Origin of the sequence: Oceanicella actignis, assembly GCF_008124525.1 — a bacterium.
Taxonomy (GTDB): Bacteria; Pseudomonadota; Alphaproteobacteria; order Rhodobacterales; family Rhodobacteraceae; genus Oceanicella; species Oceanicella actignis.
The window spans coordinates 31859-54357 of record NZ_VNHJ01000004.1 but is presented as its reverse complement, the minus strand read 5'-3'; the positions used below and the strand labels follow the sequence as shown (position 1 = coordinate 54357).

The 22499-nt window shown below is 74.6% G+C and carries 25 protein-coding genes and 1 riboswitch; of the genes, 14 read left to right on the top strand and 11 right to left on the bottom strand.

Annotated features, from left to right (window positions below):
- Nucleotides 1–69 precede the first annotated feature (69 nt).
- The gene (gene gltX, locus LY05_RS07345) at nt 70–1503 is read right to left on the bottom strand and encodes a glutamate--tRNA ligase (RefSeq protein WP_148922678.1); all 1434 of its coding nucleotides are present in this window, start codon (nt 1501–1503) and stop codon (nt 70–72) included.
- Between the two features lie 73 nt (nt 1504–1576).
- Here gltX and LY05_RS07340 point away from each other — a divergent pair, with 73 nt between their 5' ends.
- Nucleotides 1577–3667 (top strand): ComEC/Rec2 family competence protein, encoded by a 2091-nt coding sequence (locus LY05_RS07340; protein ID WP_148922677.1) that lies wholly within the window; start codon nt 1577–1579, stop codon nt 3665–3667.
- Between the two features lie 169 nt (nt 3668–3836).
- Here the strand turns inward: LY05_RS07340 and lexA are convergent, their stop codons facing one another.
- Complete coding sequence (gene lexA / locus LY05_RS07335) at nt 3837–4544, bottom strand: transcriptional repressor LexA (protein WP_148922676.1); 708 nt, start codon at nt 4542–4544, stop codon at nt 3837–3839.
- Nucleotides 4545–4627: 83 nt separating this feature from the next.
- A complete protein-coding gene (locus LY05_RS07330; protein ID WP_148922675.1) occupies nt 4628–5818 on the bottom strand; it encodes a molybdopterin molybdotransferase MoeA in 1191 nt (396 codons plus the stop codon).
- A 419-nt stretch (nt 5819–6237) separates the two neighbouring features.
- A riboswitch (TPP riboswitch) is annotated at nt 6238–6340 on the top strand.
- Between the two features lie 63 nt (nt 6341–6403).
- On the opposite strand from LY05_RS07330, the gene thiD reads away from it, so the two are divergent.
- The 8 genes from thiD (at nt 6404) to LY05_RS07290 (ending at nt 12405) form a co-directional block, all read left to right on the top strand.
- The gene (gene thiD, locus LY05_RS07325) at nt 6404–7270 is read left to right on the top strand and encodes a bifunctional hydroxymethylpyrimidine kinase/phosphomethylpyrimidine kinase (RefSeq protein ID WP_148922674.1); all 867 of its coding nucleotides are present in this window, start codon (nt 6404–6406) and stop codon (nt 7268–7270) included.
- Nucleotides 7267–8259: an FAD-dependent oxidoreductase gene (locus LY05_RS07320; RefSeq protein WP_148922673.1), complete on the top strand. Its 993-nt coding sequence runs from the start codon at nt 7267–7269 to the stop codon at nt 8257–8259. Before thiD ends, LY05_RS07320 begins: the two co-directional genes overlap by 4 nt.
- On the top strand, nt 8243–8440 hold the full coding sequence (thiS, locus tag LY05_RS07315; protein WP_072745701.1) for a sulfur carrier protein ThiS: 198 nt from the start codon (nt 8243–8245) through the stop codon (nt 8438–8440). The genes LY05_RS07320 and thiS overlap by 17 nt, the downstream gene beginning before the upstream one ends.
- A gap of 87 nt (nt 8441–8527) precedes the next feature.
- On the top strand, nt 8528–9274 hold the full coding sequence (locus tag LY05_RS07310) for a thiazole synthase (RefSeq protein ID WP_211356302.1): 747 nt from the start codon (nt 8528–8530) through the stop codon (nt 9272–9274).
- Entirely contained in the window at nt 9271–9930 is a 660-nt protein-coding gene (locus LY05_RS07305; protein WP_148922671.1) for a thiamine phosphate synthase, read from the top strand. The genes LY05_RS07310 and LY05_RS07305 overlap by 4 nt, the downstream gene beginning before the upstream one ends.
- Nucleotides 9927–10922 carry an ABC transporter substrate-binding protein gene (locus LY05_RS07300; protein WP_148922670.1) on the top strand — a complete coding sequence of 332 codons (996 nt, stop codon included), beginning with the start codon at nt 9927–9929 and terminating at the stop codon, nt 10920–10922. The genes LY05_RS07305 and LY05_RS07300 overlap by 4 nt, the downstream gene beginning before the upstream one ends.
- Entirely contained in the window at nt 10919–11644 is a 726-nt protein-coding gene (locus LY05_RS07295; RefSeq protein ID WP_148922669.1) for an ABC transporter ATP-binding protein, read from the top strand. The genes LY05_RS07300 and LY05_RS07295 overlap by 4 nt, the downstream gene beginning before the upstream one ends.
- Nucleotides 11641–12405 carry an ABC transporter permease gene (locus tag LY05_RS07290; protein ID WP_148922668.1) on the top strand — a complete coding sequence of 255 codons (765 nt, stop codon included), beginning with the start codon at nt 11641–11643 and terminating at the stop codon, nt 12403–12405. Before LY05_RS07295 ends, LY05_RS07290 begins: the two co-directional genes overlap by 4 nt.
- Before the next feature lie 19 nt (nt 12406–12424).
- On the opposite strand, the gene LY05_RS07285 is transcribed toward LY05_RS07290, so the two are convergent.
- The 4 genes from LY05_RS07285 to ilvC form a co-directional block, all read right to left on the bottom strand.
- Nucleotides 12425–13102, bottom strand: coding sequence for a hypothetical protein (locus LY05_RS07285; RefSeq protein WP_148922667.1), 678 nt, complete (start codon nt 13100–13102; stop codon nt 12425–12427).
- An 80-nt stretch (nt 13103–13182) separates the two neighbouring features.
- A complete protein-coding gene (locus tag LY05_RS07280; RefSeq protein WP_148922666.1) occupies nt 13183–13623 on the bottom strand; it encodes a DUF6691 family protein in 441 nt (146 codons plus the stop codon).
- 10 nt (nt 13624–13633) lie between these two features.
- Entirely contained in the window at nt 13634–14047 is a 414-nt protein-coding gene (locus LY05_RS07275; RefSeq protein ID WP_072745707.1) for a YeeE/YedE family protein, read from the bottom strand.
- Between the two features lie 231 nt (nt 14048–14278).
- Nucleotides 14279–15433 carry a ketol-acid reductoisomerase gene (ilvC, locus tag LY05_RS07270; RefSeq protein ID WP_148922665.1) on the bottom strand — a complete coding sequence of 385 codons (1155 nt, stop codon included), beginning with the start codon at nt 15431–15433 and terminating at the stop codon, nt 14279–14281.
- Here ilvC and LY05_RS07265 point away from each other — a divergent pair.
- From LY05_RS07265 to LY05_RS07250, 4 genes are all read left to right on the top strand, one after another.
- On the top strand, nt 15432–15893 hold the full coding sequence (locus LY05_RS07265; RefSeq protein WP_148922664.1) for an Lrp/AsnC family transcriptional regulator: 462 nt from the start codon (nt 15432–15434) through the stop codon (nt 15891–15893). The two genes, ilvC and LY05_RS07265, sit on opposite strands and share 2 nt — an antisense overlap.
- Nucleotides 15890–16357 (top strand): Lrp/AsnC family transcriptional regulator, encoded by a 468-nt coding sequence (locus tag LY05_RS07260; protein ID WP_072745709.1) that lies wholly within the window; start codon nt 15890–15892, stop codon nt 16355–16357. The genes LY05_RS07265 and LY05_RS07260 overlap by 4 nt, the downstream gene beginning before the upstream one ends.
- Before the next feature lie 189 nt (nt 16358–16546).
- The gene (mce, locus tag LY05_RS07255; RefSeq protein WP_072745710.1) at nt 16547–16951 is read left to right on the top strand and encodes a methylmalonyl-CoA epimerase; all 405 of its coding nucleotides are present in this window, start codon (nt 16547–16549) and stop codon (nt 16949–16951) included.
- Complete coding sequence (locus tag LY05_RS07250; RefSeq protein ID WP_148922663.1) at nt 16948–17220, top strand: DUF1467 family protein; 273 nt, start codon at nt 16948–16950, stop codon at nt 17218–17220. Before mce ends, LY05_RS07250 begins: the two co-directional genes overlap by 4 nt.
- A gap of 54 nt (nt 17221–17274) precedes the next feature.
- Here the strand turns inward: LY05_RS07250 and LY05_RS07245 are convergent, their stop codons facing one another.
- From LY05_RS07245 to LY05_RS07230, 4 genes are all read right to left on the bottom strand, one after another.
- Nucleotides 17275–17988, bottom strand: a complete 714-nt coding sequence (locus LY05_RS07245; protein ID WP_148922662.1) for an EI24 domain-containing protein — start codon at nt 17986–17988, stop codon at nt 17275–17277.
- On the bottom strand, nt 17985–18563 hold the full coding sequence (locus LY05_RS07240; protein ID WP_148922661.1) for a nitroreductase family protein: 579 nt from the start codon (nt 18561–18563) through the stop codon (nt 17985–17987). The genes LY05_RS07245 and LY05_RS07240 overlap by 4 nt, the downstream gene beginning before the upstream one ends.
- 342 nt (nt 18564–18905) lie before the next feature.
- Nucleotides 18906–20102, bottom strand: coding sequence for a DUF1501 domain-containing protein (locus LY05_RS07235; RefSeq protein WP_148922660.1), 1197 nt, complete (start codon nt 20100–20102; stop codon nt 18906–18908).
- Nucleotides 20103–20121: 19 nt separating this feature from the next.
- Nucleotides 20122–21492 (bottom strand): DUF1800 domain-containing protein, encoded by a 1371-nt coding sequence (locus LY05_RS07230; protein ID WP_148922659.1) that lies wholly within the window; start codon nt 21490–21492, stop codon nt 20122–20124.
- 355 nt (nt 21493–21847) lie between these two features.
- Between LY05_RS07230 and LY05_RS07225 the strand changes: the two genes are divergently transcribed.
- Complete coding sequence (locus LY05_RS07225; RefSeq protein ID WP_148922658.1) at nt 21848–22492, top strand: YiaD family glycine zipper/OmpA-like lipoprotein; 645 nt, start codon at nt 21848–21850, stop codon at nt 22490–22492.
- The last annotated feature ends 7 nt before the right edge of the window (nt 22493–22499 follow it).

The window sequence follows — 22499 nt, the reverse complement described above, 5'->3', positions numbered from 1 at the left end:
ATGGTTGCTTGGCGCTGACGTCGCGCCCGATCTTGCTCCGCGGCCGCGCAGGCGCGCCACCGCGTTCGGTCATTTCGTGCCTTGAACGGCGTCCTCGATCCGCGCGAGGGTCTCGTCGCGTCCGAGCGTGACCATCACGTCGAAGACGCCGGGCGAGACCGCGCGGCCCGTCAGGGCGGCGCGAAGCGGTTGCGCGATCTTGCCCAGCTTCAGCCCTTCGGTTTCGGCGAAGCCGCGCACCAGAGCCTCCAGCGCAGCGCCGTCCCACGGGCTAGCATTCCGCAATTGCGAAGTCAATCTGGCCAGCATCCGGCGCGCATCCTCGTCCAGGATGCGGCGCGCCTTCTCGTCCGGCTCGAGGGGCCGATCGGCGAGAATATAGTAGGCGATGTCAACGAGTTCGACGATGGTCTTGGCGCGTTCCTTAAGGCCGGGCATCGCCTGCTCGAGCATCGCCAGCCGGGCCGGGTCGGGCAGGGGCTTTTGTTGCGCTGCGAAAAGATCCTTCACCGCCTCGACCAGCCGCGCGTCCGAAGCCGCGCGCATGTGCTGGCCGTTCAGATTGGCCAGCTTGGCGAAGTCGAAGCGCGCCGCGCTCTTGCCGATGCCGGGCAGGTCGAACCAGGCCTGCGCCTGGGCGTCGTCGAAGAACTCGTCGTCGCCATGGCTCCAGCCCAGCCGCGCCAGATAGTTGCGCATGGCCTCGGGCAGGTAGCCCATCTTGCGGTATTCCTCGACCCCCAGCGCGCCGTGGCGCTTGGACAGCTTGGCGCCGTCGGGGCCGTGGATCAGCGGGATGTGCGCGAAGACCGGCGTGCGCCAGCCCATGGCCTGGTAGATCAGCGTCTGGCGCGCGGCGTTGGTCAGGTGGTCGTCGCCGCGGATCACATGCGTCACGCCCATGTCGTGATCGTCCACCACCACGGCCAGCATGTAGGTGGGCGTGCCGTCCGAGCGCAGCAGGATCAGGTCGTCCATCTGCGCCGCGTCCCAGGTCACCGTGCCCTGCACCGCGTCCTCGACCTGCACGCGCCCCTCGCGCGGGGCGCGCAGGCGCACGGCGTAGGGCGCGCCCTCGGGCCAGTCCTCGGGGCCCTTGTCGCGCCAGGGGCTCTGGAACAGGGGCGGGCGGCCCTCGGCGCGGGCGGCCTCGCGGAAGGCGTCGATCTCTTCCTTGGTGGCGTAGCAGCGATAGGCCGCGCCCGAGGCCAGCATGGCCTCGGCCACCTCGCGGTGGCGCGCGACGCGCGAGAACTGGCTGACCGGCTCGCCGTCCCAGTCGAGGCCGAGCCATTTCAGCCCCTCGAGGATCGCCTCGGTCGCCTCGGGCGTCGAGCGCGCGCGGTCGGTGTCCTCGATCCGGAGCAGGAACCGCCCGCCGCGTCCGCGCGCATAGAGCCAGTTGAACAGCGCCGTGCGCGCGCCGCCGATATGCAGGAAGCCCGTCGGCGAGGGCGCGAATCGCGTGACGACAGGGGCGTCTTCGGTCCTGGTCGGAGTCATGGCTTCATCGCGTCCCGATTTTGTCTAAAGTGCGCCGGTCTTATCGCAACCCTTCGCACGGAGAACAAGCGGCTTGAGGCGTGAAGATCTGGTTGACTGGCTGTTGCGCGAACGCCGCCGGGCCGCGCTGTGGGCGCCCGTCTGCTTCGGCTTCGGAAGCTGGGTCTACTTCCAGGGCCCCGACGAGCCGGGCGCATGGGCCCTGTCGGCGGCGACGGCGGCGGCCGCGGCGCTGATCCCGGCCGCCTTCGCCGGCCGCGCGCCCTGGCTGCGGCTGGCGCTGATGGCGCTGGGGCTGCTTTGCGCCGGCTTCTCGGCGGCGGGGCTGCGGGCGCGGGCGGTCGCCGCGCCGGTGCTGCCGGCCGCCATCGACGCCACGGTCGAGGGGCGCATCGTCGAGATCACGCGCTCGCGCACCGACATGCGCCGCGTGATGCTGGAGGACGTCATCATCTACGGCCTGGCGCGCGCCGACACGCCGCGCCGCGTGCGCGTCGCGTTGCTCGAGGGCGACTTCGCGCGCGACGTGCGGGTGGGCGAGCGAGTCGCCCTTTACGCGCGAATCGGCCCGCCCGCCCCGCCGGTCGAGCCGGGGGGCTTCGACTTCCGCCGCTGGGCGTGGTTTCACGGCGTCGGCGGGGTGGGGTTCGCGCGCGGTCCCGCCATGCCCGCCCCGCCGGCCGAGCTGCAGGGCCAGCTGGCGCGCGCGCAGGACTGGATCGGACGCGCGCGCGGCGCCATCGCCCGCGCCATTCAGGCCGCCGTGCCCGGCGAGCGGGGGGCCTTCGCGGCGGCGATCCTCGTCGGCGTGCGCGAGGGGGTGACGCAGGAGGCGCTTCAGGCGCTGCGCGATTCGAACCTGGCGCATCTGCTGGCGATTTCCGGGCTGCACATGGGGCTGCTCTCGGCGCTGGTCTTCGCGGTGGCGCGCATGGCTCTGGCGCTGATCCCGGCGGCGGCGCTGCGCGTCGAGCCGAAGAAGGCCGCGGCGGCGGCGGCGATGGCGGCGGGGCTGGTCTATCTGGTGCTGTCGGGCGCGTCGGTGGCCACGCAGCGCGCCTTCCTGATGGCGGCGGTCGCGCTGACGGCGCTGATGATCGACCGCGCGGCCATCTCGTTGCGGGCGCTGGCGGCGGCGGCGCTGGTCATCCTGCTGCTCAGACCCGAAAGCCTGTTCGACGCGGGCTTTCAGATGTCGTTCGCCGCCACCGGGGCGCTGATCGCCTTCTACGAGTGGGTGCGCGAGCGCGGCCTGACGTCGTCGCCCGAGCGGCGCCCGGGCCTGCCTGGGCGCATCGGCCGGATCGCGGCCGGGGTGGCGCTGACCTCGCTCATCGCCGGGATGGCGACGGCGCCCTTCGCCGCGGCCGCCTTCAACCGGCTGCCCCTTTACGGGCTGCCGGCGAACATGATCGCGGTGCCGGTGATGTCGTTCTGGGTGATGCCGGCGGCGGTGCTGGCGGCGGCGCTGGCGCCGTTGGGCGCGGCCGGGCCGGCGCTGTGGGCCATGGGCGAGGGGATCGGCGTCATCCTTTGGGTGGCGCGGCTGGCGGCGCAGATGCCCGACGCGGTGCGCCCGGTGGTCGCTCCGCCCGAGGGCGCGCTGGCGCTGATCGCGCTTGGCGGCCTGTGGCTGTGCCTGTGGCGCACGCGCATGCGGCTGGGCGGGGCGGCGGCGCTGGCGGCGGGGCTGGCGATGTGGGCGCAGGGCGGCGACCGGCCCGAGCTCTTGATCGCGCCCGAGGGGCAGGCGATCGGGCTGATGGGGCCCGAGGGGCGGGCGGTGGATCGCGCGCGCGGCGCGGGCTATGCGATCGAGACCTGGCTTGCGCGCGACGGCGACGGCGCAGACCAGAAGACCGCCGCCGCGCGCCCGGGGCTCGAGCGCGACAAGACCGGCGCCCGGGGCGAGATGTCGAATGGCTGGCGCGTGGTGCTGGCCGGTCGGCGCGCGCCCGATCCGGCGGCGCTGTGCGCGCCGCGCACGCTGCTCATCCTGCCGCGGCGGCCCGGCCCCGCGCCCGAGGGCGGGTGCCTGGCGCTGACCGACGCCGAGCTGGCGCGGCTGGGCGCGGCGGCGGTGCGGCCCGACGGCGACGCGCTGCGGATCGAGGGCGCGTTGCCGGCGGCGCGGGGGCGGCTGTGGGGCGGGGGCGGCGGCTGAGACCGCCCGCCTGGGGCGAAGGAGGGCCCGGAGCCCTCGGGCTCGGACCGTTCCCCGCACGCCCCGGCGGCGCGCCGCCGAATGATCTCCCGGACGCGCCCCCGGCCGCCGGGCGCCGTCAGGACGCGCGCCCCCCGAAGCCGGGGCGCAAGCGGGGGCTGGCGGCGGCTCAGTAAGAGCGGATCAGCCCCACCAGCTTGCCCTGGATGCGGACCTTGTCGGCCGGATAGACGCGGGTCTCGTAAGCCGGGTTGGCGGCCTCGAGCGCGATCGTGTCGCCGCGCCGGCGCAGCCGCTTGAGCGTGGCTTCCTCCTCCTCGACCAGGGCGACGACGATGTCGCCGTTCTGCGCCACCTCCTGCCGCTGGATGACGACGATGTCGCCGTCATGGATGCCGGCCTCGATCATCGAGTCGCCCCGCACCTCGAGCGCGTAATGCTCGGCCCCGGGGCGCAGCATGGTGCTGGGCGCCTGCACGCGGCCGTGCTCGGTCTGGATGGCCTCGATCGGCACGCCCGCGGCGATGCGGCCCATGATGGGGATCGAGGTCGCCCCCTCGGGCATGGCGGCGGCGAAGGCGCCGGTCGGGCGCGGGTCGGGCTCGGCCGCGCCGCCCTCGATCACGCGGGGCGCGAAGCCTCCGCGCCGCTCGGCGGTCAGCGCCTCGGGCAGGCGCAGGATCTCGATGGCGCGCGCGCGATGGGGCAGGCGGCGGATGAAGCCGCGCTCCTCGAGCGCGGTGATCAGCCGGTGGATGCCCGATTTCGAGCGCAGCTTGAGCGCGTCCTTCATCTCGTCGAATGAGGGCGAGACGCCCTCGGCCTCGATCCTCTCGTGCAGGAAGGCGAGCAGCTCGCGTTGTTTCTTGGTCAGCATGGCGTCCCCGGCTCCGTCGTTCCCATTGTCACGTTCTACTTAGGTTCCTGTTTTGTGTCAACGCATTGACAATTGAGATCAACTTAAAGGGGAATATATTTCAAATTCGTTCCCGTCTCCATCGCCGGCGCGTTCGCGGGGATCTCGGCCAGGCAGTCGGCCGCGGCCAGGAGCGACAGAACGGCGCTGTCCTGATTGGCGAAAATCTCGAGCGCGGGGCCGTCGGGGCCGTCGATCAGCCGCGCGCGCGCGTAATGGGCGCGCGGGCCGTTGGCCGGCAGCGGATGCGCCAGGCGCGCCGTCAGCCGCCGCGGGGCGGGGGCCGGGTCGCCGGCCAGGGCGCGCGCGGCCGGCACGGCGAAGAGCGCGCCGCACACCATGGCCGAGACCGGATTGCCCGGCAGCCCCAGCGCCGTCGCGCGTCCCAGCCGCCCGGCCATGAGCGGCTTGCCCGGGCGCATGGCGATCTTGTGGAACGACAGCTCGGCCCCCGCCGCGAGCAAGGCCGCGCGCACCAGGTCATGCTCGCCCACCGAGGCGCCCCCCAGCGTGACGATCATGTCGGCCTCGGCCGCCGCCTCGAGCGCGGCGCGCAGGCTGGCCGGGTCGTCGCGCGCGATGGGGGTCAGGAACGGATCGGCGCCCGCCTCGCGCAGCATGGCGTGCAGCCCGTAGCCGTTCGAGCTGACGATCTGATCGGGGCCGGGGGTCTGGCCGGGCTCGACCAGCTCGTCGCCCGTGGGGATCAGCGCCACGCGCGGACGGGCGCGCACGGGCACGCGGTCGATGTTCATGGCGGCCAGAAGCGCCACGTCGCGCGCGCTCAGCCGGCGGGGCGCGAACAGATCGCCCTCGGCGAAGTCGCCGCCGGCCGGGCGCACATGGCGCGCCGCGTCGGGATTCTCGCGCACGCGGATGAAGGCGCCGTCGTCTTCGGGCGCGGCGTCCTCCTGGATCAGCACGCGGTCGGCCCCTTCGGGCATGGGCGCGCCGGTGAAGATGCGCACCGCCTCGCCCGGCCCCACGCGCCCGTCGAAGCGCTGGCCCGCGCGCGCCGCGCCGATCACGCGGAACCGCGCGCCGGGGCGCAGCTCGTCGCCGCGCAGGGCGTAGCCGTCCATGGCCGAGGCGGCGAAGGGCGGCTGGGTGCGGCGCGCGCGCAGGGGGCGGGCCAGCACGCGGCCGGCGGCCTCGGTCAGCGGAACCTCCTCGATCCGGGGCAGGGGGGCGGCCAGGGCGAGCACGCGGCTCAGGGCGTCTTCGACGGTGATCATGCGCGGGCGGTCTCCGTTCTGTCGTTCGCGCCCCCGTGCGGGGCGGTTGATTCGCCGCCGCGGCGCGGCGACGCCTCGGTTCTAGCACGGGCCGGGCAGGCGGCGCGCCGGGCGCCGCGTCGCGGTGGGCGAGCGGCCGATTGCGCGGGCCGGCGGGCGCGGCCGATGGCGCGGGAGGGCGGGCGCGGGAGGGCTGCGAATCGAGGGGCGCGGCGGCCTTGCGGCGCGGCGCCGGATGCAGCGCGCCATGCATGACGTTCGGCGCGCCTGACGCGGCGCGAAGGCGCGCCGCCGCGACGACCTGCGACGCAGGCGGCGCAAGGCGGCGTCTGGCGAGGCGGCGTCGGGCGAGGCGGGGCGCGCGCGCAGCGGCCGCCCGCGGGCCCTTGCGCGCGGCGCGGCGCGGCGCTAGCCTCGGGCGCAATCCGTTGGGGCGCCCCGCAAGGGGGCTGAGAGGTCTTGGACCGACCCATCGAACCTGATCCGGGTCATGCCGGCGTAGGGAACGGAGCGAAGCGCGGCCTTTCAGGGGCTTGGCGCGTCCTTTCGTCCTCCTTGCGCGCGGCGCAAGATGGAGGACGACAGATGACCCCCGTCGCTTTGACCATCGCCGGCTCCGACAGCGGAGGCGGCGCCGGCGTCCAGGCCGACCTCAAGACCTTCGCGGCCCTTGGCGTGCACGGCGCCTGCGCGCTGACGGCGGTGACGGCGCAGAACACCTGCGCGGTGACCGCGGCGCAGGCGCTGGAGCCGGCGCTGGTGCGCGCGCAGATCGCGGCGGTGGCGGCCGACATGCCCCCCGCCGCCGTCAAGATCGGGATGCTGGCCAATGCCGAGATCGTCGAGGCGGTCGTCGAGTCGCTCGACCTTCTGGCCGCGCCGGCGGTGCTTGACCCGGTGATGACGGCCAAGTCGGGCGACGCCCTGCTCAGCCCCGATGCCGAGGACGCCCTGCGCGCGCGCCTGCTGCCCCGCGCGGCGCTGGTGACGCCGAACCTGCCCGAGGCGGCGCGGCTCCTGGGCCGGCCGCCGGCGCGCGACGCGGCCGAGGCGCTCTCGCAGGCGCGCGCGCTGGTGGCGCTGGGCGCGCGCGCGGCGCTGGTCAAGGGCGGGCATGCCGAGGGCGAGATCTGCCGCGACGTGCTGGTCTGGCCCGGCGGCGAGGTCGCCTTCGCCGCGCCGCGCATCGCCACGCGGCGCACGCATGGCACGGGGTGCACCCTGTCGGCTGCCATCGCGGCGCTGCTGGCGCGCGGCTGGGCGCTGCCGGACGCCGTCGGGCGCGCGCATGCCTGGCTGCACGCGGCCATCCGCGCGGCCGATGCGCTGGCGGTGGGGCGCGGGCGCGGCCCGGTGCACCACTTCCACGCGCTCTGGCCCCCCGCCGTTCCCGAACCCACGCCCATGGGCCCGGCGGCCGAACCCGGCGCCGGGGCGGAAGCGGAAGCATGACGCGGTTCCTCGTCCTTGGCGCGGGCGTGGCGGGGCTGTGCGCGGCGGCCGAGCTGGCCGCGCGCGGCGCGCCGGTGCGAATCGTCGATCCCGCCGGCGGGCCGGGGCCGCAGGGCTGCTCGTGGTGGGCGGGCGGCATGCTGGCCCCCGACTGCGAGGCCGAGAGCGCCGACCCCCTGATCGCCCGCCTCGGCCGCGAGGCCGCCGACTGGTGGGCGGCGCGCGGCGCGCAGGTGACGCGGGCAGGCTCGCTGGTGGTGGCGCTGCCCGGCGACGGCGCGGCGCTTGACGCCTTCGCCGCGCGCAGCTCGGGCTGGCGGATGCTGGACGCCGAGGCGCTGGCGGCGCTCGAGCCCGACCTTGGCGGGCGCTTCTCGCGCGCGCTGTTCTTTCCCGACGAGGCGCATCTGGACCCGCGCGCCGCGCTGGCCGCGCTGCGCGACGGGCTGGCGGCGCGCGGCGTCGAGGTGGCGCGCGCCCTCGACCCGGCGGCGCCGCGCCCGGCGGCCACGCTCGACTGCCGCGGGCTTGGCGCGCGCGACCTCTTGCCCGATCTGCGCGGCGTCCGCGGCGAGATGATGATCCTGCGCGGCGCCGAGCTTCGCCTCGGCCGGCCGGTGCGCGTGCTGCATCCGCGCCACCCGATCTACGTCACCCCCCGCGCGGGCGGCGCGCTGATGCTGGGGGCCACGCAGATCGAAAGCGACTGGCGCGGCCCGGCGCGCGCGCGCTCGGCGCACGAGCTGCTGAGCGTCGCGCTGGCCCTTCACCCGGCCCTGGCCGAGGCCGAGATCCTCGAGCTGGGCGCCGATGCGCGCCCCGCCTTTCCCGACAACATCCCGCGCCTGCGCCGACAGGGCGACAGGATTCACGTCAACGGCCTGTTCCGGCACGGCTTTCTCATGGCGCCCGTTCTGGCGCGCATGGCCGCCGAACACCTGCTGGACGGGCGCATGCCGGAGCTGATGGACCATGCTGCTGAGAATTAACGGAGAGCCCGCGCGCGCCGGTGCGCGCAACCTGGCCGAGCTCATCGAGGCGCTGGGTCACGACCCGCGCGCCGTCGCCACCGCCCGCAACGGGCGCTTCGTGCCCGCCTCGGCGCGCGCGCAAGAGCCGCTGGCCGAGGGCGACGAGATCGAGATCGTCTCGCCCCGGCAGGGGGGCTGAGCCATGACCCGCGCGCCCCATGCCGGACCCGAACCCGCGCCCGAGCCGCAGGACGACGCCGGCGGACCCATCTTCTACGGGCGGCGCATGCGCTCGGCCCTCATGCTGGGAACGGCGGGCTACCCGTCGCCGGCGGCGCTGGCCGAGGCGGCGCGCGCGGCCCGGCCCGCGGCGGTGACGGTTTCCTTGCGCCGCGAGGACGCCGGCGCGCGCGCCGGCGCCGCCTTCTGGGAGCTGGTGCGCGGCCTGGGCGCGCCGGTGCTGCCCAACACCGCCGGGTGCTTCACCGCCCGCGAGGCCGTGACCACCGCCCAGATGGCGCGCGAGCTGTTCGGCACGGACTGGATCAAGCTCGAGGTCATCGGCCGGGCCGACACGCTGGCGCCCGACCCCTTCGGCCTGGTCGAGGCGGCGCGCATCCTGTGCGCCGAGGGCTTTCGCGTCTTTCCCTACGCCACCGAGGACGCGGTCCTGGCCGAGCGCCTGCTCGAGGCGGGCTGCCAGGTGCTGATGCCCTGGGGCGCGCCGATCGGGGCCGGGCTGGGGCTGGCCAATCCGCATGGGCTGCGCGCCCTGCGCCGCTGCTTTCCCGATGTGCCCATGGTCATCGACGCCGGGCTCGGGCTGCCCAGCCACGCGGCGGCGGCGCTCGAGATGGGCTTCGACGCGGTGCTGGTCAACACCGCCGTCGCGCGCGCGGCCGATCCGGCGCGCATGGCCCGCGCCTTCGCCCGCGCGGTCGAGGCCGGCGCGCTTGGCCGCGCGGCCGGGCCCATTCCGCCGCGCGAGACGGCGACCCCCTCGACGCCCGTGGCCGGGAGGCCCTTCTCATGACCCTGCCGGCGCGCTTCTACCCGATCTTCGATCACCCCGAATGGTTCGCCCGCATGCTGCCGCTGGGCGTGCGCATGGCGCAGCTGCGCGTGAAGGGCGCCGGCACGCGGACGTTGCGCGCCATGATCGCCGAGGCGCGCGATCTGTGCGCCCGCCACGGCGCGCTGCTGGTGGTCAACGATCACTGGCGCCTGGCGCTGGACGAGGGCTGCGCCGCCGTCCATCTGGGGCAGGAGGACCTTGACGGCGCCGATCTGGGCGCCATCCGCGCCGCCGGCCTGCGCCTTGGGCTGAGCACGCATGACGAGGCCGAGCTGGCCCGCGCGCTGGCGGCGCGGCCCGATCACGTGGCGCTGGGGCCAATCCACGCCACCACGCTCAAGCCCATGAAGCACCGCCCCCAGGGGCTGGCGCGGCTGCGGCGCTGGCGGGCGCTGTGCGGCCCGCTGCCGCTGGTGGCCATCGGCGGCATGACGCCCGCGCGCGGCGCGGCGGCGCTGGCGGCGGGGGCCGACTGCGTGGCCGTCGTCACCGACGTGACCATGGCGCGCGACCCCGAGGCGCGCGTGCGCGAATGGCTGGCGGCGCTGGAGGACGTTCCGCGCGCCGCCGCGGATCCCGCCCCCCCGGGGGCATTGGAAAGGAGAACGACATGACCCGCCCGACCTTCCTGCGCCGCGCCTGCGCGCGCGCCGCGCGCCCCCTGGCCGCCGCCGCCCTGGCCCTTGGCCTGAGCGCGGCGCCCGCCGCCGCGGCCCAGCGGCTGACCCTGGCGCTCGACTGGTTCGTCAACCCCGACCACGCCCCGATCATCGTCGCGCAGCAGCGCGGCATCTTCGCGCGCCACGGGCTCGAGCTGCGCATCGTCGCTCCCGCCGACCCGTCCGATCCGCCTCGCATGGCCGCGGCGGGGGCGGCCGACATCGCCGTCTCCTACCAGCCGCAGCTGCACCTTCAGCGCGCCCAGGACATGCCGCTGCGCCGGCTCGGCACGCTGGTGGCCACGCCGCTCAACTGCCTGCTCGTGCGCGCCGACGGGCCGGTGCGCGCCATCGCCGACCTGCGCGGGCGGCGCATCGGCTACTCGGTGGCGGGGATGGAGCGCGCGGTTCTGGGCGCGATGCTGCGCTCGGCGGGGCTGAGCGAGGCGGATGTCGAGCTGGTCAACGTCAACTGGTCGCTCTCGCCCTCGGTCATGTCGGGGCAGGTGGATGCGGTCATCGGCGCCTTCCGCAATTTCGAGCTGGCGCAGATGCGCCTCGAGGGCGTCGAGGGGCGTTGCTTCCATCCCGAAGAGCATGGCGTTCCCGTCTATGACGAGCTGATCTACGTCGCCAACCCCGCGCGGCTCGACCCCGAGGCCGGGCGCCGCTTCCTGGCCGCGGTCGAGGAGGCGACGCTGTTCATCCTCAACCACCCCGAAGAGGCGTGGCGCGATTTCGTCTCCTACGCGCCCGAGCTGGACGACGCGCTCAACCGGCAGGCCTGGGCGGCGACCCTGCCGCGCCTGGCGCTGCGTCCGGCCGCGCGCGACGAGGGGCGCTACGCCCGCTTCGAGGCCTTCCTGCACGCCGCCGGGCTGATCGCGCAGCCGCGCCCGGCCGACGAGCTGCTGATGGCGCCGCCGGCCGCGCCGCCCGCGCGATGAGCGCGCCGCCCGGGCTGACGCTGCGCGGGGCGTTGCGCGCGGGCGGGCGGGCGTTGACGCCGCCGCTCGAGATCGCCTTTCCCGCCGGCGCCTGGAGCTGCCTCCTCGGCCCTTCGGGGGCGGGCAAGTCGACCCTGCTGCGCGTGATCGCGGGGCTGGACGACCAGCCGGGGCAGGCGCGGATCGCGGCGTCGGACGGCGCGCCGGCGGCGCCGCGCGCGGCGCTGATGGCGCAGGAGGCGGCGCTTCTGCCCTGGCTCGACCTGCGCGGCAATGTCGAGCTGGGGCCGCGCCTGCGGGGCGTTCCGCCGCCGCCCGGGCGGGCCGATTCGCTGCTGGCGGCGGTGGGCATGGCGGGCATGGCGCGCCGCCGCCCCCGGGGGCTGTCGGGCGGGCAGCGCCAGCGCGTGGCGCTGGCGCGGCTGCTGATGGAGGAACGCCCCATCGCGCTGCTGGACGAGCCCTTCTCGGCGCTGGACGCGGGTCTGCGCGCGCGCATGCAGGAGCTGGCGGCGCGGCTTCTGGCCGGACGCACGGTGATCATGGTGACCCATGACGCGGCCGAGGCGGCGCGCATGGCCGACCGGATCATCCTGCTTGGCGCCGAAGGCGCGCGCACGCTCGCGCCGCCGCCCGGCCGGCCGCCGCGGCCGCTGGACGATCCGGGCGCGCTGCGGGCGCAGGCGGCGCTGCTGCGCGCGATGCGGGCCATGGCGGCATGAGGGCGGGTCTGGCGCGCGCGCTGCCCGCCTGCGCGGGGCTTGGGCTGTGGGAGGCGGCCGCGCGCCTGGGCGCGGCGCCGCCCTACATCCTGCCGGCGCCCTCGCGCGTGGCGCAGACGGCGTGGCGCGCGCGCGCGCTGCTGGCCGAACACGCCGCCGCGACGGCGGCCGAGATCCTGGCCGGCCTGGCGATCGGCGCGGCGCTGGGGATCGGGGCGGCGCTGGCCATGGCCGCGAGCCGCCCGCTCGAGCGCGCGCTGCGGCCCGCGCTGACGGTCAGCCAGGCGCTGCCAGTCTTTGCGCTGGCGCCCATGCTGACGCTGTGGATGGGCTACGGCATGGCGCCCAAGATCGCGATGGCGGTGCTGATCATCTTCTTCCCCGTCGCCTCGGCCTTTCACGACGGGCTGCGCGGCGCCGATCCCGCATGGATCGAGCTGGCGCGCAACCTGGGCGCGCGGCCCGGCGCGATCCTGCTGCGCATCCGCGCGCCGGCGGCGGCGCCGCATCTGGCGGCGGGGCTGCGGATCGCGGCGACGACGGCGCCCATCGGCGCGGTGGTGGGCGAGTGGGTCGGCTCGGGGCGCGGCCTGGGCTATCTGATGCTGCTGGCCAACGGGCGCGCGCAGACCGACCTGATGTTCGCCGCCCTCGCCGTTCTGGCGGCGCTGGCGCTGGCGCTGCGGGCCGGAGTGGAGGCGGCCTGCGCCGCGGCGCTGGCGCGGCTTGGCTTCGCGCCGGGCGAGACGACCGGGGACTGAACCGCGCCGGGGGGCCGGCTCAGAACCTGCGCCAGATGCCGATGCGCAGATGCGCGCCGCCGGGGCCGCCGGCGCTCCAGTCCTCGGCGCCCATGGTGAAGGAGAGGCTGGCGCGCGGAGAAATCTCGCGCACGAGGCTGGCTTCGGCGTTGAGGCGGCGCGAGTCGCCGGTCTCGATCGCGCCGCGCGCCATGGCCAGCCAGCCCGCGGCCGGGCGCGCGCCCAGCGTCGCGCCCATCTGCGCGCGCCCGTCGCCGCCGCCAAGGGCCGAGACGTAGCCGAGCTCGGCCTCGGCGAAGCCGCCGCCGGAACCCAGCGCGAAGCCGCGCCCGAGGCGCAGGCGCATGGCGCTTTCAAGACCCGATCCGGCGTCGCCGGCGGCCTCGAACTCGACCGAGGCGACCTCGCCCGACGCGCCCTGCCAGACGCGCTGGCGCACGAAGGCCGCCGCGCGCGTCAGCTCGGCGCCGCCGACGCCCTCGCGCCGGGACATGCCGCCGCCGACGGTCACGCCCTCGCGCCAGCCATGCTCGAGATAGCTGTCGAGGCGCGCGCGCGGCTCGCCCCATGTGTCGAAGCTGCGGGACTGGCTGAAGAAGGTCGCGCCGGGCTCGGCCGTCCAGGCGCCGGCCTGCGCGGAAAGGGGAAGCGCCGCGGCCAGCGCGGCCGCGAGGGGAAGGGGAGTGGGAACGCGCATCTTGGCCTCCATTTCCGGCGGCCGGGGGCGCCGCCGCAGAAGGCAGGATGCGCGTTCTTGGTAAACCGGCGGTTAAGCGGTCAGGCCGCGGCCCGCCGCGCAAGCGCCGCGTCGAACAGGCGGTAGACGATCATTCCCGCGATCATGGCGGCGACGAACAGCAGCGAGGGCGCGCCGCCCACGGCCATGCCGACGATGGCCGGCCCGGGGCAGATCCCCACCAGCCCCCAGCCGACGCCGAAGATGGCCGACCCGGTCAGAAGCCGCCAGTCGATGCCCTGGCGCGGCGCGGGAATCGGCCCGCCCAGCGCCGCCTCGCGCCGGCGCGCGGCCACGGCCCAGGCGGCGGCGCTGACGATCATCGCGCCGCCCATGACGAAGATCAGCGTCGGATCCCAGGCCCCCGCCGGGATCGCGGCGAGGTCCAGAAAGGCCAGCACCCGCGCGGGGTTGACCATGTCCGAGATCATCAGCCCGAGGCCGAAGATCAGGCCCGACAGAAAGGAGACCAGCTTGCGCATGTTTCGCTCCTCAGAAATGACGGACCAGCCAGACCGTGATCACGGCCGTGGTCATGAAGGTGCACAGCGCCGCGATCGAGCGCGCCGAAAGCCGCGCCGCGCCGCACACGCCGTGCCCCGAGGTGCAGCCCGAGCCCAGCCGCGAGCCGAAGCCCACCAGCAGCCCGCCCGCCGCCAGCAGCGCCGGATCGCGCGCGATCTCGATGCTCTTGGGGCCGAACAGGGTCATGTAGACCAGCGGCGCGGCCGCCAGTCCGAGGACGAAGAGCGCGCGCTCGACCCAGACGTCGCGGGGCGAGGGTTCGAGCAGGCCGCCCAGAATGCCGCTGATGCCGGCGATTCGCCCGTTGGCGAGCAGCAGCAGCGCCGCCGCGGCGCCGATCAGCGCGCCGCCGACAAGGCCGTTGATCCAGTCGGGGTTCATGTTCCCTCCTTCCGATCGCCGCGCGCGGCGGCGGTTGCATTCGTGATGTTGAATGTATAGGCGCGAAACGGGCCCGGCGCCAGAGGCGCAAACGAAAAAGCGCGCCGGAGGCGCGAATTGAAAGGCTTGCCCGAGGCGGACCCAGGTGCGACGACGAAAAAAAGCGCCCCGGCGCGCTGGGCGTCCGGGGCGCAGTCGCGGTCGGCCGCCTGGCCGTCCGACGGGAAGGGCTCAGTTCTTCTGCTTGTCCACCAGCTGGTTCGACTTGATCCAGGGCATCATGGCGCGCAGCTTGGCGCCGACCTCCTCGATCTGGTGTGCGTCGTTGTTGCGGCGGATGGCCTTGAAGCTGGGCTGGCCGGCCTTGCACTCGAGCATCCAGTCGCGCACGAAGCGGCCCTGCTGGATGTCGTCCAGCACCGCCTTCATGCGGGCCTTGGTCTCGGCATGGGGCACGACGCGCGGACCCGAGACGTATTCGCCATACTCGGCGGTGTTCGAGATCGAGTAGTTCATCGTGGCGATGCCGCCCTCGTAGATCAGGTCCACGATCAGCTTCACCTCGTGCAGGCACTCGAAATACGCCATCTCGGGGGCGTAGCCGGCCTCGACCAGGGTCTCGAAGCCGCAGCGGATCAGCTCGACCAGACCGCCGCAGAGCACGGCCTGCTCGCCGAACAGGTCGGTCTCGCACTCTTCCTTGAAGTTGGTCTCGATGATGCCCGAGCGCCCGCCGCCGATGGCCGCGCAGTAGGAGAGCGCGATCTCCATCGCCTTGCCCGAGGCGTTCTGGTGCACCGCCACCAGGCAGGGCACGCCGCCGCCCTTGACGAACTCGCCGCGCACGGTGTGGCCGGGGCCCTTGGGCGCCATCATGATGACGTCCACGGTCTGCTTGGGCTCGATCAGGCCGAAATGCACGTTCAGCCCGTGGGCGAAGGCGATGGCCGCGCCGTCGCGCAGGTTGTCGTGGATGTATTTGTAGTAGGTGTCGGCCTGCAGCTCGTCGGGCATGGCCATCATGATCACGTCGGCCCAGGCGGCGGCCTCGTCGATGGCCATCACGGTCAGCCCCTCGGCCTCGGCCTTGGCCGCCGAGGCCGAGCCGGGCCGCAGCGCCACCGCGAGGTTGCGCGCGCCCGAGTCGCGCAGGTTGAGGATGTGCGCGTGGCCCTGGCTGCCGTAGCCGACCACCGCCACCTTCTTGTCCTTGATCAGATTGATGTCGCAGTCGCGATCGTAATAGACGCGCATGGCGCTCTCCCTTTGCGTTTGGCTGGGGGCAGCATAGCGGCGGCGCGCGGCGAAATGCTTTCTTTGATTTTGCGGTTGCGCCGGGATGCGCGAAAACCTATTCGCAAAGCATCCGAACGGAGAAAGGATCATGCGCCAGCTTGACGAGACCGACCGCCGCATCCTGCGCGTGATGCTGCGCGAGGGCGACCTGACCGCCGCCCAGATCGCCGAGCGCGCGGGCCTGTCCGCCGCGCCCTGCTGGCGGCGCATCGACCGCATGACGCGCGAGGGAATCATCCTGGGCCGTTCGGCGCGCATCGACTGGGCGCGGCTGGGCTATGCGGTGCGCGTGTTCCTGCGCGTGACGCTGGACAAGACCGCGCCGCGGGCCTTCGACGAGTTCGTCGCCGCCGCGCGCGAGCTGCCCGAGGTGGTCACTCTGCAGACCCTGCTGGGGCGGGTGGATGTGCGCATGGACGTGATCGCCCGCGACCTCGATCACTACCGCCGCATCTATCGCGAGAAGATCCTGCCGCTGCCGCACATCGCCGACCTGGAAAGCCTGCTGCTGGTCTCCGAGCTCAAGAACGACGACTGGGCCCCGGTATGAGCGCGCGCGCCGAATTCGACGAAGTGGACATGGCGATCCTGCGCGCGCTGCAGGAGGATGGCGGCCGCTCGGCCAAGGCGGTGGCGCAGCTGGTGGGGCTGAGCCAGCCGGCGTGCTGGCGGCGCATCCGGCGGCTCGAGGAAGAGGGCGTGATCCGGGGGCGGCGCGTGCGGCTCGATCTGCGGCGGCTGGGCTACGAGGTGACGGTGTTCCTGGGCGTCAAGCTGGCCGCGCGCGGACGCGCCAGCCTCGAGGATTTCGAGCGCGCGGTGACCGCGATTCCCGAGGTGCAGCTGGTGCAGCATGTGCTGGGGGTCTACGACTACCGGCTGAAGGTGGTGGCGCGCGACCTTGCCGATTTCGAGCGCATCCTGCGCCGGCGCATCCTGACCCTGCCGGGGGTGGGCGAGGTCGAATCGAACGTGCTTCTGTCGGAAGAGAAATCCACGCCGGGCCTGTCCTGACGCCGTCCGGCGCGCCGCCCGCAGCCGCCGCCAGCAGCCGCGCGCGCGTCCGCCCCGCGCCTGCCCTGCGTGGGCCGGGGCGCGGCAGGACGCGGCGGCGGCCTCGGGCCGCATTGTCAGGCGCGCGCCGACGCGCTACCTGCTCGGGCCAGGCCCACAAGCCCAGGCACACAAGCAAGGAGCCCGCCCATGATCGGACGCCTCAACCACGTCGCCATCGCCGTCCCCGACCTCGAGGCCGCCGCCGCCAGCTATCGCGACACGCTGGGCGCGAAGGTCAACCCGCCCCAGGACGAGCCCGAGCATGGCGTGACCGTGGTCTTCATCGAGCTGCCCAACACCAAGATCGAGCTGCTGCACCCGCTGGGCGAGAACTCGCCCATCAAGGGCTTTCTCGAGAAGAACCCCGCCGGAGGCATCCACCACATCTGCTACGAGGTCGACGACATCATCGCCGCCCGCGACCGGCTGCGCGCGGCCGGCGCGCGCGTTCTGGGCGACGGCGAGCCGAAGATCGGCGCCCATGGCAAGCCCGTGCTGTTCCTGCATCCCAAGGATTTCCAGGGAACGCTGGTGGAGCTGGAGCAGGCATGACCATCACCGCCGCCATCGTCCTTTACGCGGTCAGCTGGTTCATGACGCTGTTCGTGATCCTGCCGCTGGGGATGCGCTCGCAGCAGGATGAGGGCGACGTGGCGCCGGGCACGCCGGCCTCGGCGCCCGCCGATCCGCAGATGCGGCGCAAGTTCCGCAACACCACCATCGTCGCGACGCTGATCTGGATCGTGCTGATGGTCGTGATCACCACGCGGATGGTGACGCTGGACGACATCTTCGCCTACGGGCCGACGGGCGCCTACTGAGTCCGCCGCGCCGCTTGCGCCGGGCGTCCGCGCGGTCGCCCGGCGGCGCGGCGCTCAGGCGTCCGGCGGGGCCGGGGCGTCGCCGTTCAGGCGGTGGAACTGGTGCGTGAAGGCGGCCACGCCCAGCACCGGAACGGCCAGCGAAACGATCGGAACCGACAGCGGCACGGCCAGCATCGCGCCCCCGGCCCAGACGCGGGCCAGATGGCGCCGGCGCAGGCGGCGGGCGGCGCGAAAGCCGATGCGCCGCGCGGCGGCCAGCTCGAAATACTGCCGGCCCAGAAGATAGCCGTTGACCGCCAGGAACACGAAGGGCGCCAGCGGCCCGCTGATCAGATAGACCAGAAGCGCCGCCGCGTTCGCGCCCAGAAGCGTCAGCGTGAACAGCACGCCGTCCCAGATCGTTTCCAGAAGGCCCAGCGGCTTGGCCGGCGGCAGGTGCGGGTAGTGGCGCGCCTCGACCGCGGCGGCGATCTCTTCCAGAAAGAAGCCGATGAACAGCGACGCGGCCGGGAACATCAGAAACGCCAGCCCCACCAGCCCCGCCGCCCAGGCCAGCCAGCGCGCGGCCTCGTCCAGAAAGCCGATCTCGGCGCCGAACAGCGTGAAACGCATGTCCGGGATCGCGGCGACGGCCATGCTCCACAGCAGGTAGAGGGCGGCCAGAAGCGCCGCCGTCAGCAGGATCGACAGGACGAAGACGCGCCGGAAACGCGGGTCGGACAGCTGCGCGGCGGCGCGGATGAAATCGGCGACAAGCGCGCTCATGCGTCGGCCCAGGTCACGATGCGGTCAAGGTCGGGGCGCGGGCGCTCGGGCGGGGCGGCGCGCTCGGTCCCGATATGGATGAAGCCGGCGACGCCCTCATGCGGCGCAAGGTCGAGGCCGCGGGTGAGGAACTCGCGATCATGGGCCATCCAGCCCGTCAGCCAGTTCGCGCCCCAGCCCGCCGCCAGCGCGGCGTTGAGCAGCCCAAGGCACACCGCCCCGGCCGAAAGCAGCTGCTCGACCTCGGGGGCCTTCTCGGAGGGCTTGGGCGAGAAAATCACCGCCACCGCCAGCGGCGAGCCGTCGAAGGCCGAGGCGTCCTTTTCCACCTTGTCGGGATCGAGGCCGCGGGCGCCGCCCAGCTCGCGCGTCAGCGCCGCCAGGCGCGCCAGCGCCGCGCCGCGCAGCACGATGAAGCGCCAGGGTTCGAGCTTGCCATGATCGGGCGCGCGCGCGGCCGCCGTCAAAAGCGTGCGCAGCTCGGCGTCGTCGGGGGCGGGGGGCTGAAGCAGCTTCGCGGGGCGCGAACGCCGGGTCAGCAGGAACTCGAGCGCGGCGGGGTTCGGAGCGGGCAAGGGGGCCTCCTGATCTGGTGGACGAGCATTGGCGGGCGCGGCCGCCGCCCAGATGTCGGCCCGCGGGCGCGCGGCGTCAAGTCGCCGCCCGCGCGGCAAGCGGGCGCGAGGGGCGGGCCTGAACGGATCGCAGGGTTCCGGGCCGGGGCTTCGGCGGGGCGCCGAGCGCCTGCCTGCGGGCTGGCCTTGCGGCGGATGGCGGCCGGCGGCCGGGCCGGTCGGCCATCGCGCCCCGCCGGCTGGCGAAGCCTCGGCGGGCCGGCTTCGGGCGGCGCAGGGCGGGCGCGGGGCAGGCGGGCGGGCCGACGCCCGCGGCTCGCCATGACGGGCGGGTCCGCCGTCTCAGGCCAGAAGCCGCGGGTCCGCGCCCATGTCCAGCCCCGGGAACACCGTGCGTTCGAGCGCGTCGCGCGGCAGGCCGAACGCGCCGCGCAGCGCCCAGGCGGCGTAGCGGCGCAGATCGTCGGTCGGCATCAGGTCGCGTCCCTGGTAGAGGTCGCCCTCGGCCAGCCCCGGCCAGCGCCCATGCGCGCGCGCCCCCGACAGCGCGCCGCCGGCGAACAGCATCACCCCGCCGGTGCCATGATCGGTGCCGCGGGTGCCGTTCTCGTGCGCGGTGCGGCCGAACTCGGTCATGCACAGCACGGTCGTGCGCGCCCAGTTGGGCCCCAGCCCCTGGCGCAGGGCCTCGATGGCCTCGGCCAGCTGCTCGAGCGGGCGGCGGATGGCGCCGGCCTGTCCCTTGTGGGTGTCGAACCCGCCCAGCGAGAAGGCGGCGATGCGGCTTTCGGCCGACAGCATCCGCGCCGCCAGCGCCGCAAGGGCGCGGGCGTCCACGCGGCGGGCGCGCTCCATGCCGCCCGCGTCCAGCTCGCGGTCGATCATGATCGCCTCGCGCCCGGCCTCGGCGAAGAGCGGATCCTGCGCCAGCACCCGCTCGAGCAGGTGCAGCGCCGGTTCGGACAGGCGCAGATCGCCGTCCGGCGCCCAGCCCAGCGCCGGCGCGTCGCCCTCGAGCAGCAGCATCCGCTCGCGCCCGACCGCGACGGCGGTGCGCGCCTCGGCGCCGGGCATGAGCGAGAGCGCGCGGTTGAGCCAGCCGTCGCGGCGCGCGCCCGTGGGGCCGTCGGCGGCGCCCGAGCCGGTTTCGAGCGCGTCCTGCCCGTCGAAATGGCTGCGCTTGTCGCGATAGGGGGTGCTGACGGCATGGGCGAAGGCCAGCTCGCCCCGCCGCCACAGCGGCGCGAGCGGCGCCAGCGCCGGGTGCAGCGCGAAGCGGCCGTCAAGGTCGATCGCGCCGTTCTCGGGCAGCACCGCCAGGGTGGGGCGCAGCGCGCGGTAATGCGGGTCGCCGTATGGCGCGACGGCCGCCAGCCCGTCGAGCGCGCCGCGCAGCACGATGGCCACCAGCCGGTTCTCTCCGGGCGCCGAGGCGAAGGTGACGCGCGACATCAGCGGAAACGCGGCCGCCGAGCACCCCAGCGCAAGGCCGGCGCGCAGCAGCGCGCGGCGCGAGGGCGAGCGAAGATCTTCGGTCATGTCTGCCTCCCGGGCATGGTCAACGGCGGTTGAAGTCGGGCGAGACGAGCAGCAGCGCCACCGCCTCCCAGCGCTCGCCGGCGGCCGAGACGGCGAAGGCCGTCTCGCGCCCCAGCGCGTCGCGCAGCGCGACGCGGGCGAAGTCGCGCGGATCGGTCCGCGCCGCGATCACGCGCCCGATGCGGCCGGCCCAGTCGAGCCGCGCGGCCAGTCCGCCGGGGGTGATCCAGGCGTCGGCCTCTTCCTTCCAGCCATCGGGGCCGGGGACGCTGTCGATCGGCTGGCCCATGCCCTCGAGCGCGCGGATGGTCAGCGGCGGCCCGAAAGGCCCGCCGGGCGCCAGATCGGCCTCCTGCGCCCCGGCCGCGCGCAGGGTCGAGACGACCAGATCCCAGGGCTTCTTGACCTTGGCGGCGGGGCCCAGCCGGGCGCGGTCGGTCCAGGCCAGTTCATGCGCGATCATCGCCCGCGTCATGGCGCCAAGATCGCCCCCCGTCGCGCCGGCATAGGCGCGGGCCATGGCGTCGACCAGCGGGGCGGGCGGCGCGTCCGAGACGAAGTGGCGCGCCATCTTGAAGGCCAGCCGCCGGGCCGTGGCCGGGTGATCGGCCAGCATGCGCAGCGCCTCCTCCGCGCCCTCGGGGCCCATGCCGCGCCAGCGCCGGCCAAGCACGGTCTTCTCGCCCGGCTCGGCCATGTTCTCGCGAAAGCGGAAGCCGCCCGCGTCATGGGACCATCCGGCCAGCAGGCGCGCGAAATCGCGCACGTCGCGCTGGTCGTAGGGGCCGTGAACGCCCAGCGTGTGCAGCTCGAGGATCTCGCGCGCGAGGTTCTCGTTCAGCCCGCGCCGGGGATTGCGCCGCGCCATGCGCGAGTTGGGGCCCGCCGACACCGACTGGTCGAGGTAGAAGAGCATGGCCGGGCTTTTCGTCGCCGCGATCAGCATGTCGGCGAAGCGGCCCGTCAGGTGCGGGCGGATGGCCAGCTCCTGCATCGGCAGGATGAAGGCGCCGTGGCGCGGATTGCGCCGCGCGACGGCGAAGTGCCCGCACCAGAAGCGGTGCAGGCGCTCGACGAAGCCGTCGGGCGTGGTCGCCGCGCGGGCGAGGCGGGCCAGCGCGTCGTCGCGCGTCATGCGCCGGCCCTCGGCCAGCGTCTGTTCGAAGCGGCGCGCGGCGTCGGCGTCGCCCTGTTTCGCGCGTCGGCGCAGGGCGACGAAGCCGTCCTGGATCGCGTAGCGGCGCCGGGCCTCGGCCTCGTCCACCAGCGCGCCGCGCGGGGGCGCGGCGATCTGGCGCAGCAGATCCTCGGGGCCGGCCGGGGCCGGGCGGTCGGGGCGGAAGCCGCATCCGAAGCGCAGCTCGGCAAGCGTCTGGCGGCTGACGGCCATGAAAGGCGCTCTCCTTCCTTCGTGCTCGTGCCCATGCGCGTGCGCCGCGCCTGGGCGGGGGCGGGCGCTTCTTGCACGCAGGGCGCGCGCGTTTCCGTCGCGCAGGCCGGTGCGCCGGCCCGCGACGGCGCAGCGTGGCGCGCGATCATGGCGGCGCGATGGCGGCCGCGCAGCGACGGGCGCGTTCACGGGCGCAAGACGGCGGGCGCGATGGGGCGCGCGGACAGAAGCTTGCCGCAATTGCGTGCTTGGCTGAAGATGCTTGCGCCGGATTCGGCGCCTCGCGGCGGGCGGAGGGTTCGCGCCCCCGCCGCGGACAAGGCTTGCGGACACGAAATTCGAAAAGGAGCGGCTCATGATCCGCAATTCCGTCATCGCCATCACAACCGTCGCATTCCTGGGGGCCTGCGCGGGTCCGAACGGGCAGGGCGGCATCTCGCAACGCCAGGGCGTGGGCGCGCTGGCCGGCGCGGCCACGGGCGCGGCGCTGGGCACGCTGGTGGGCGGCGACGACCGGCGCAACGCCCTGGTGGGCGCGGGCATCGGCCTGTTGGCCGGCGCGGCGATCGGCACCTATCTGGACGAGCAGGAGCGCCAGCTTCAGGCCGATCTGGCCGGGACCGGCGCCGAGGTCAAGCAGGTGAACGGCAAGCTCATGGTGCGCCTGCCCGAGCGGGTGAGCTTCGACGTGGACAGCGCCGAGGTGAAGCCCGGCATGCGCAAGCGCCTGCGCCGGGCGGCGCGCAGCCTGGCCGAGAATCCGTCCAGCTACATCGACATCGTCGGCCACACCGATTCGACCGGCCCGGCCGACTACAACCAGCGCCTGTCCGAGCGTCGCGCGCGGGCGGTGGCCGACATCCTGCTGCGCAACGGCGTGCAGCCCCAGCGCGTGCGCGCCTATGGCCGCGGCGAGAGCGAGCCCATCGCCTCGAACGCCACGCCCGAGGGGCGGGCGCGCAACCGGCGGGTTGAAATCATCATCACGCCGGCCACCTGAACAGGGG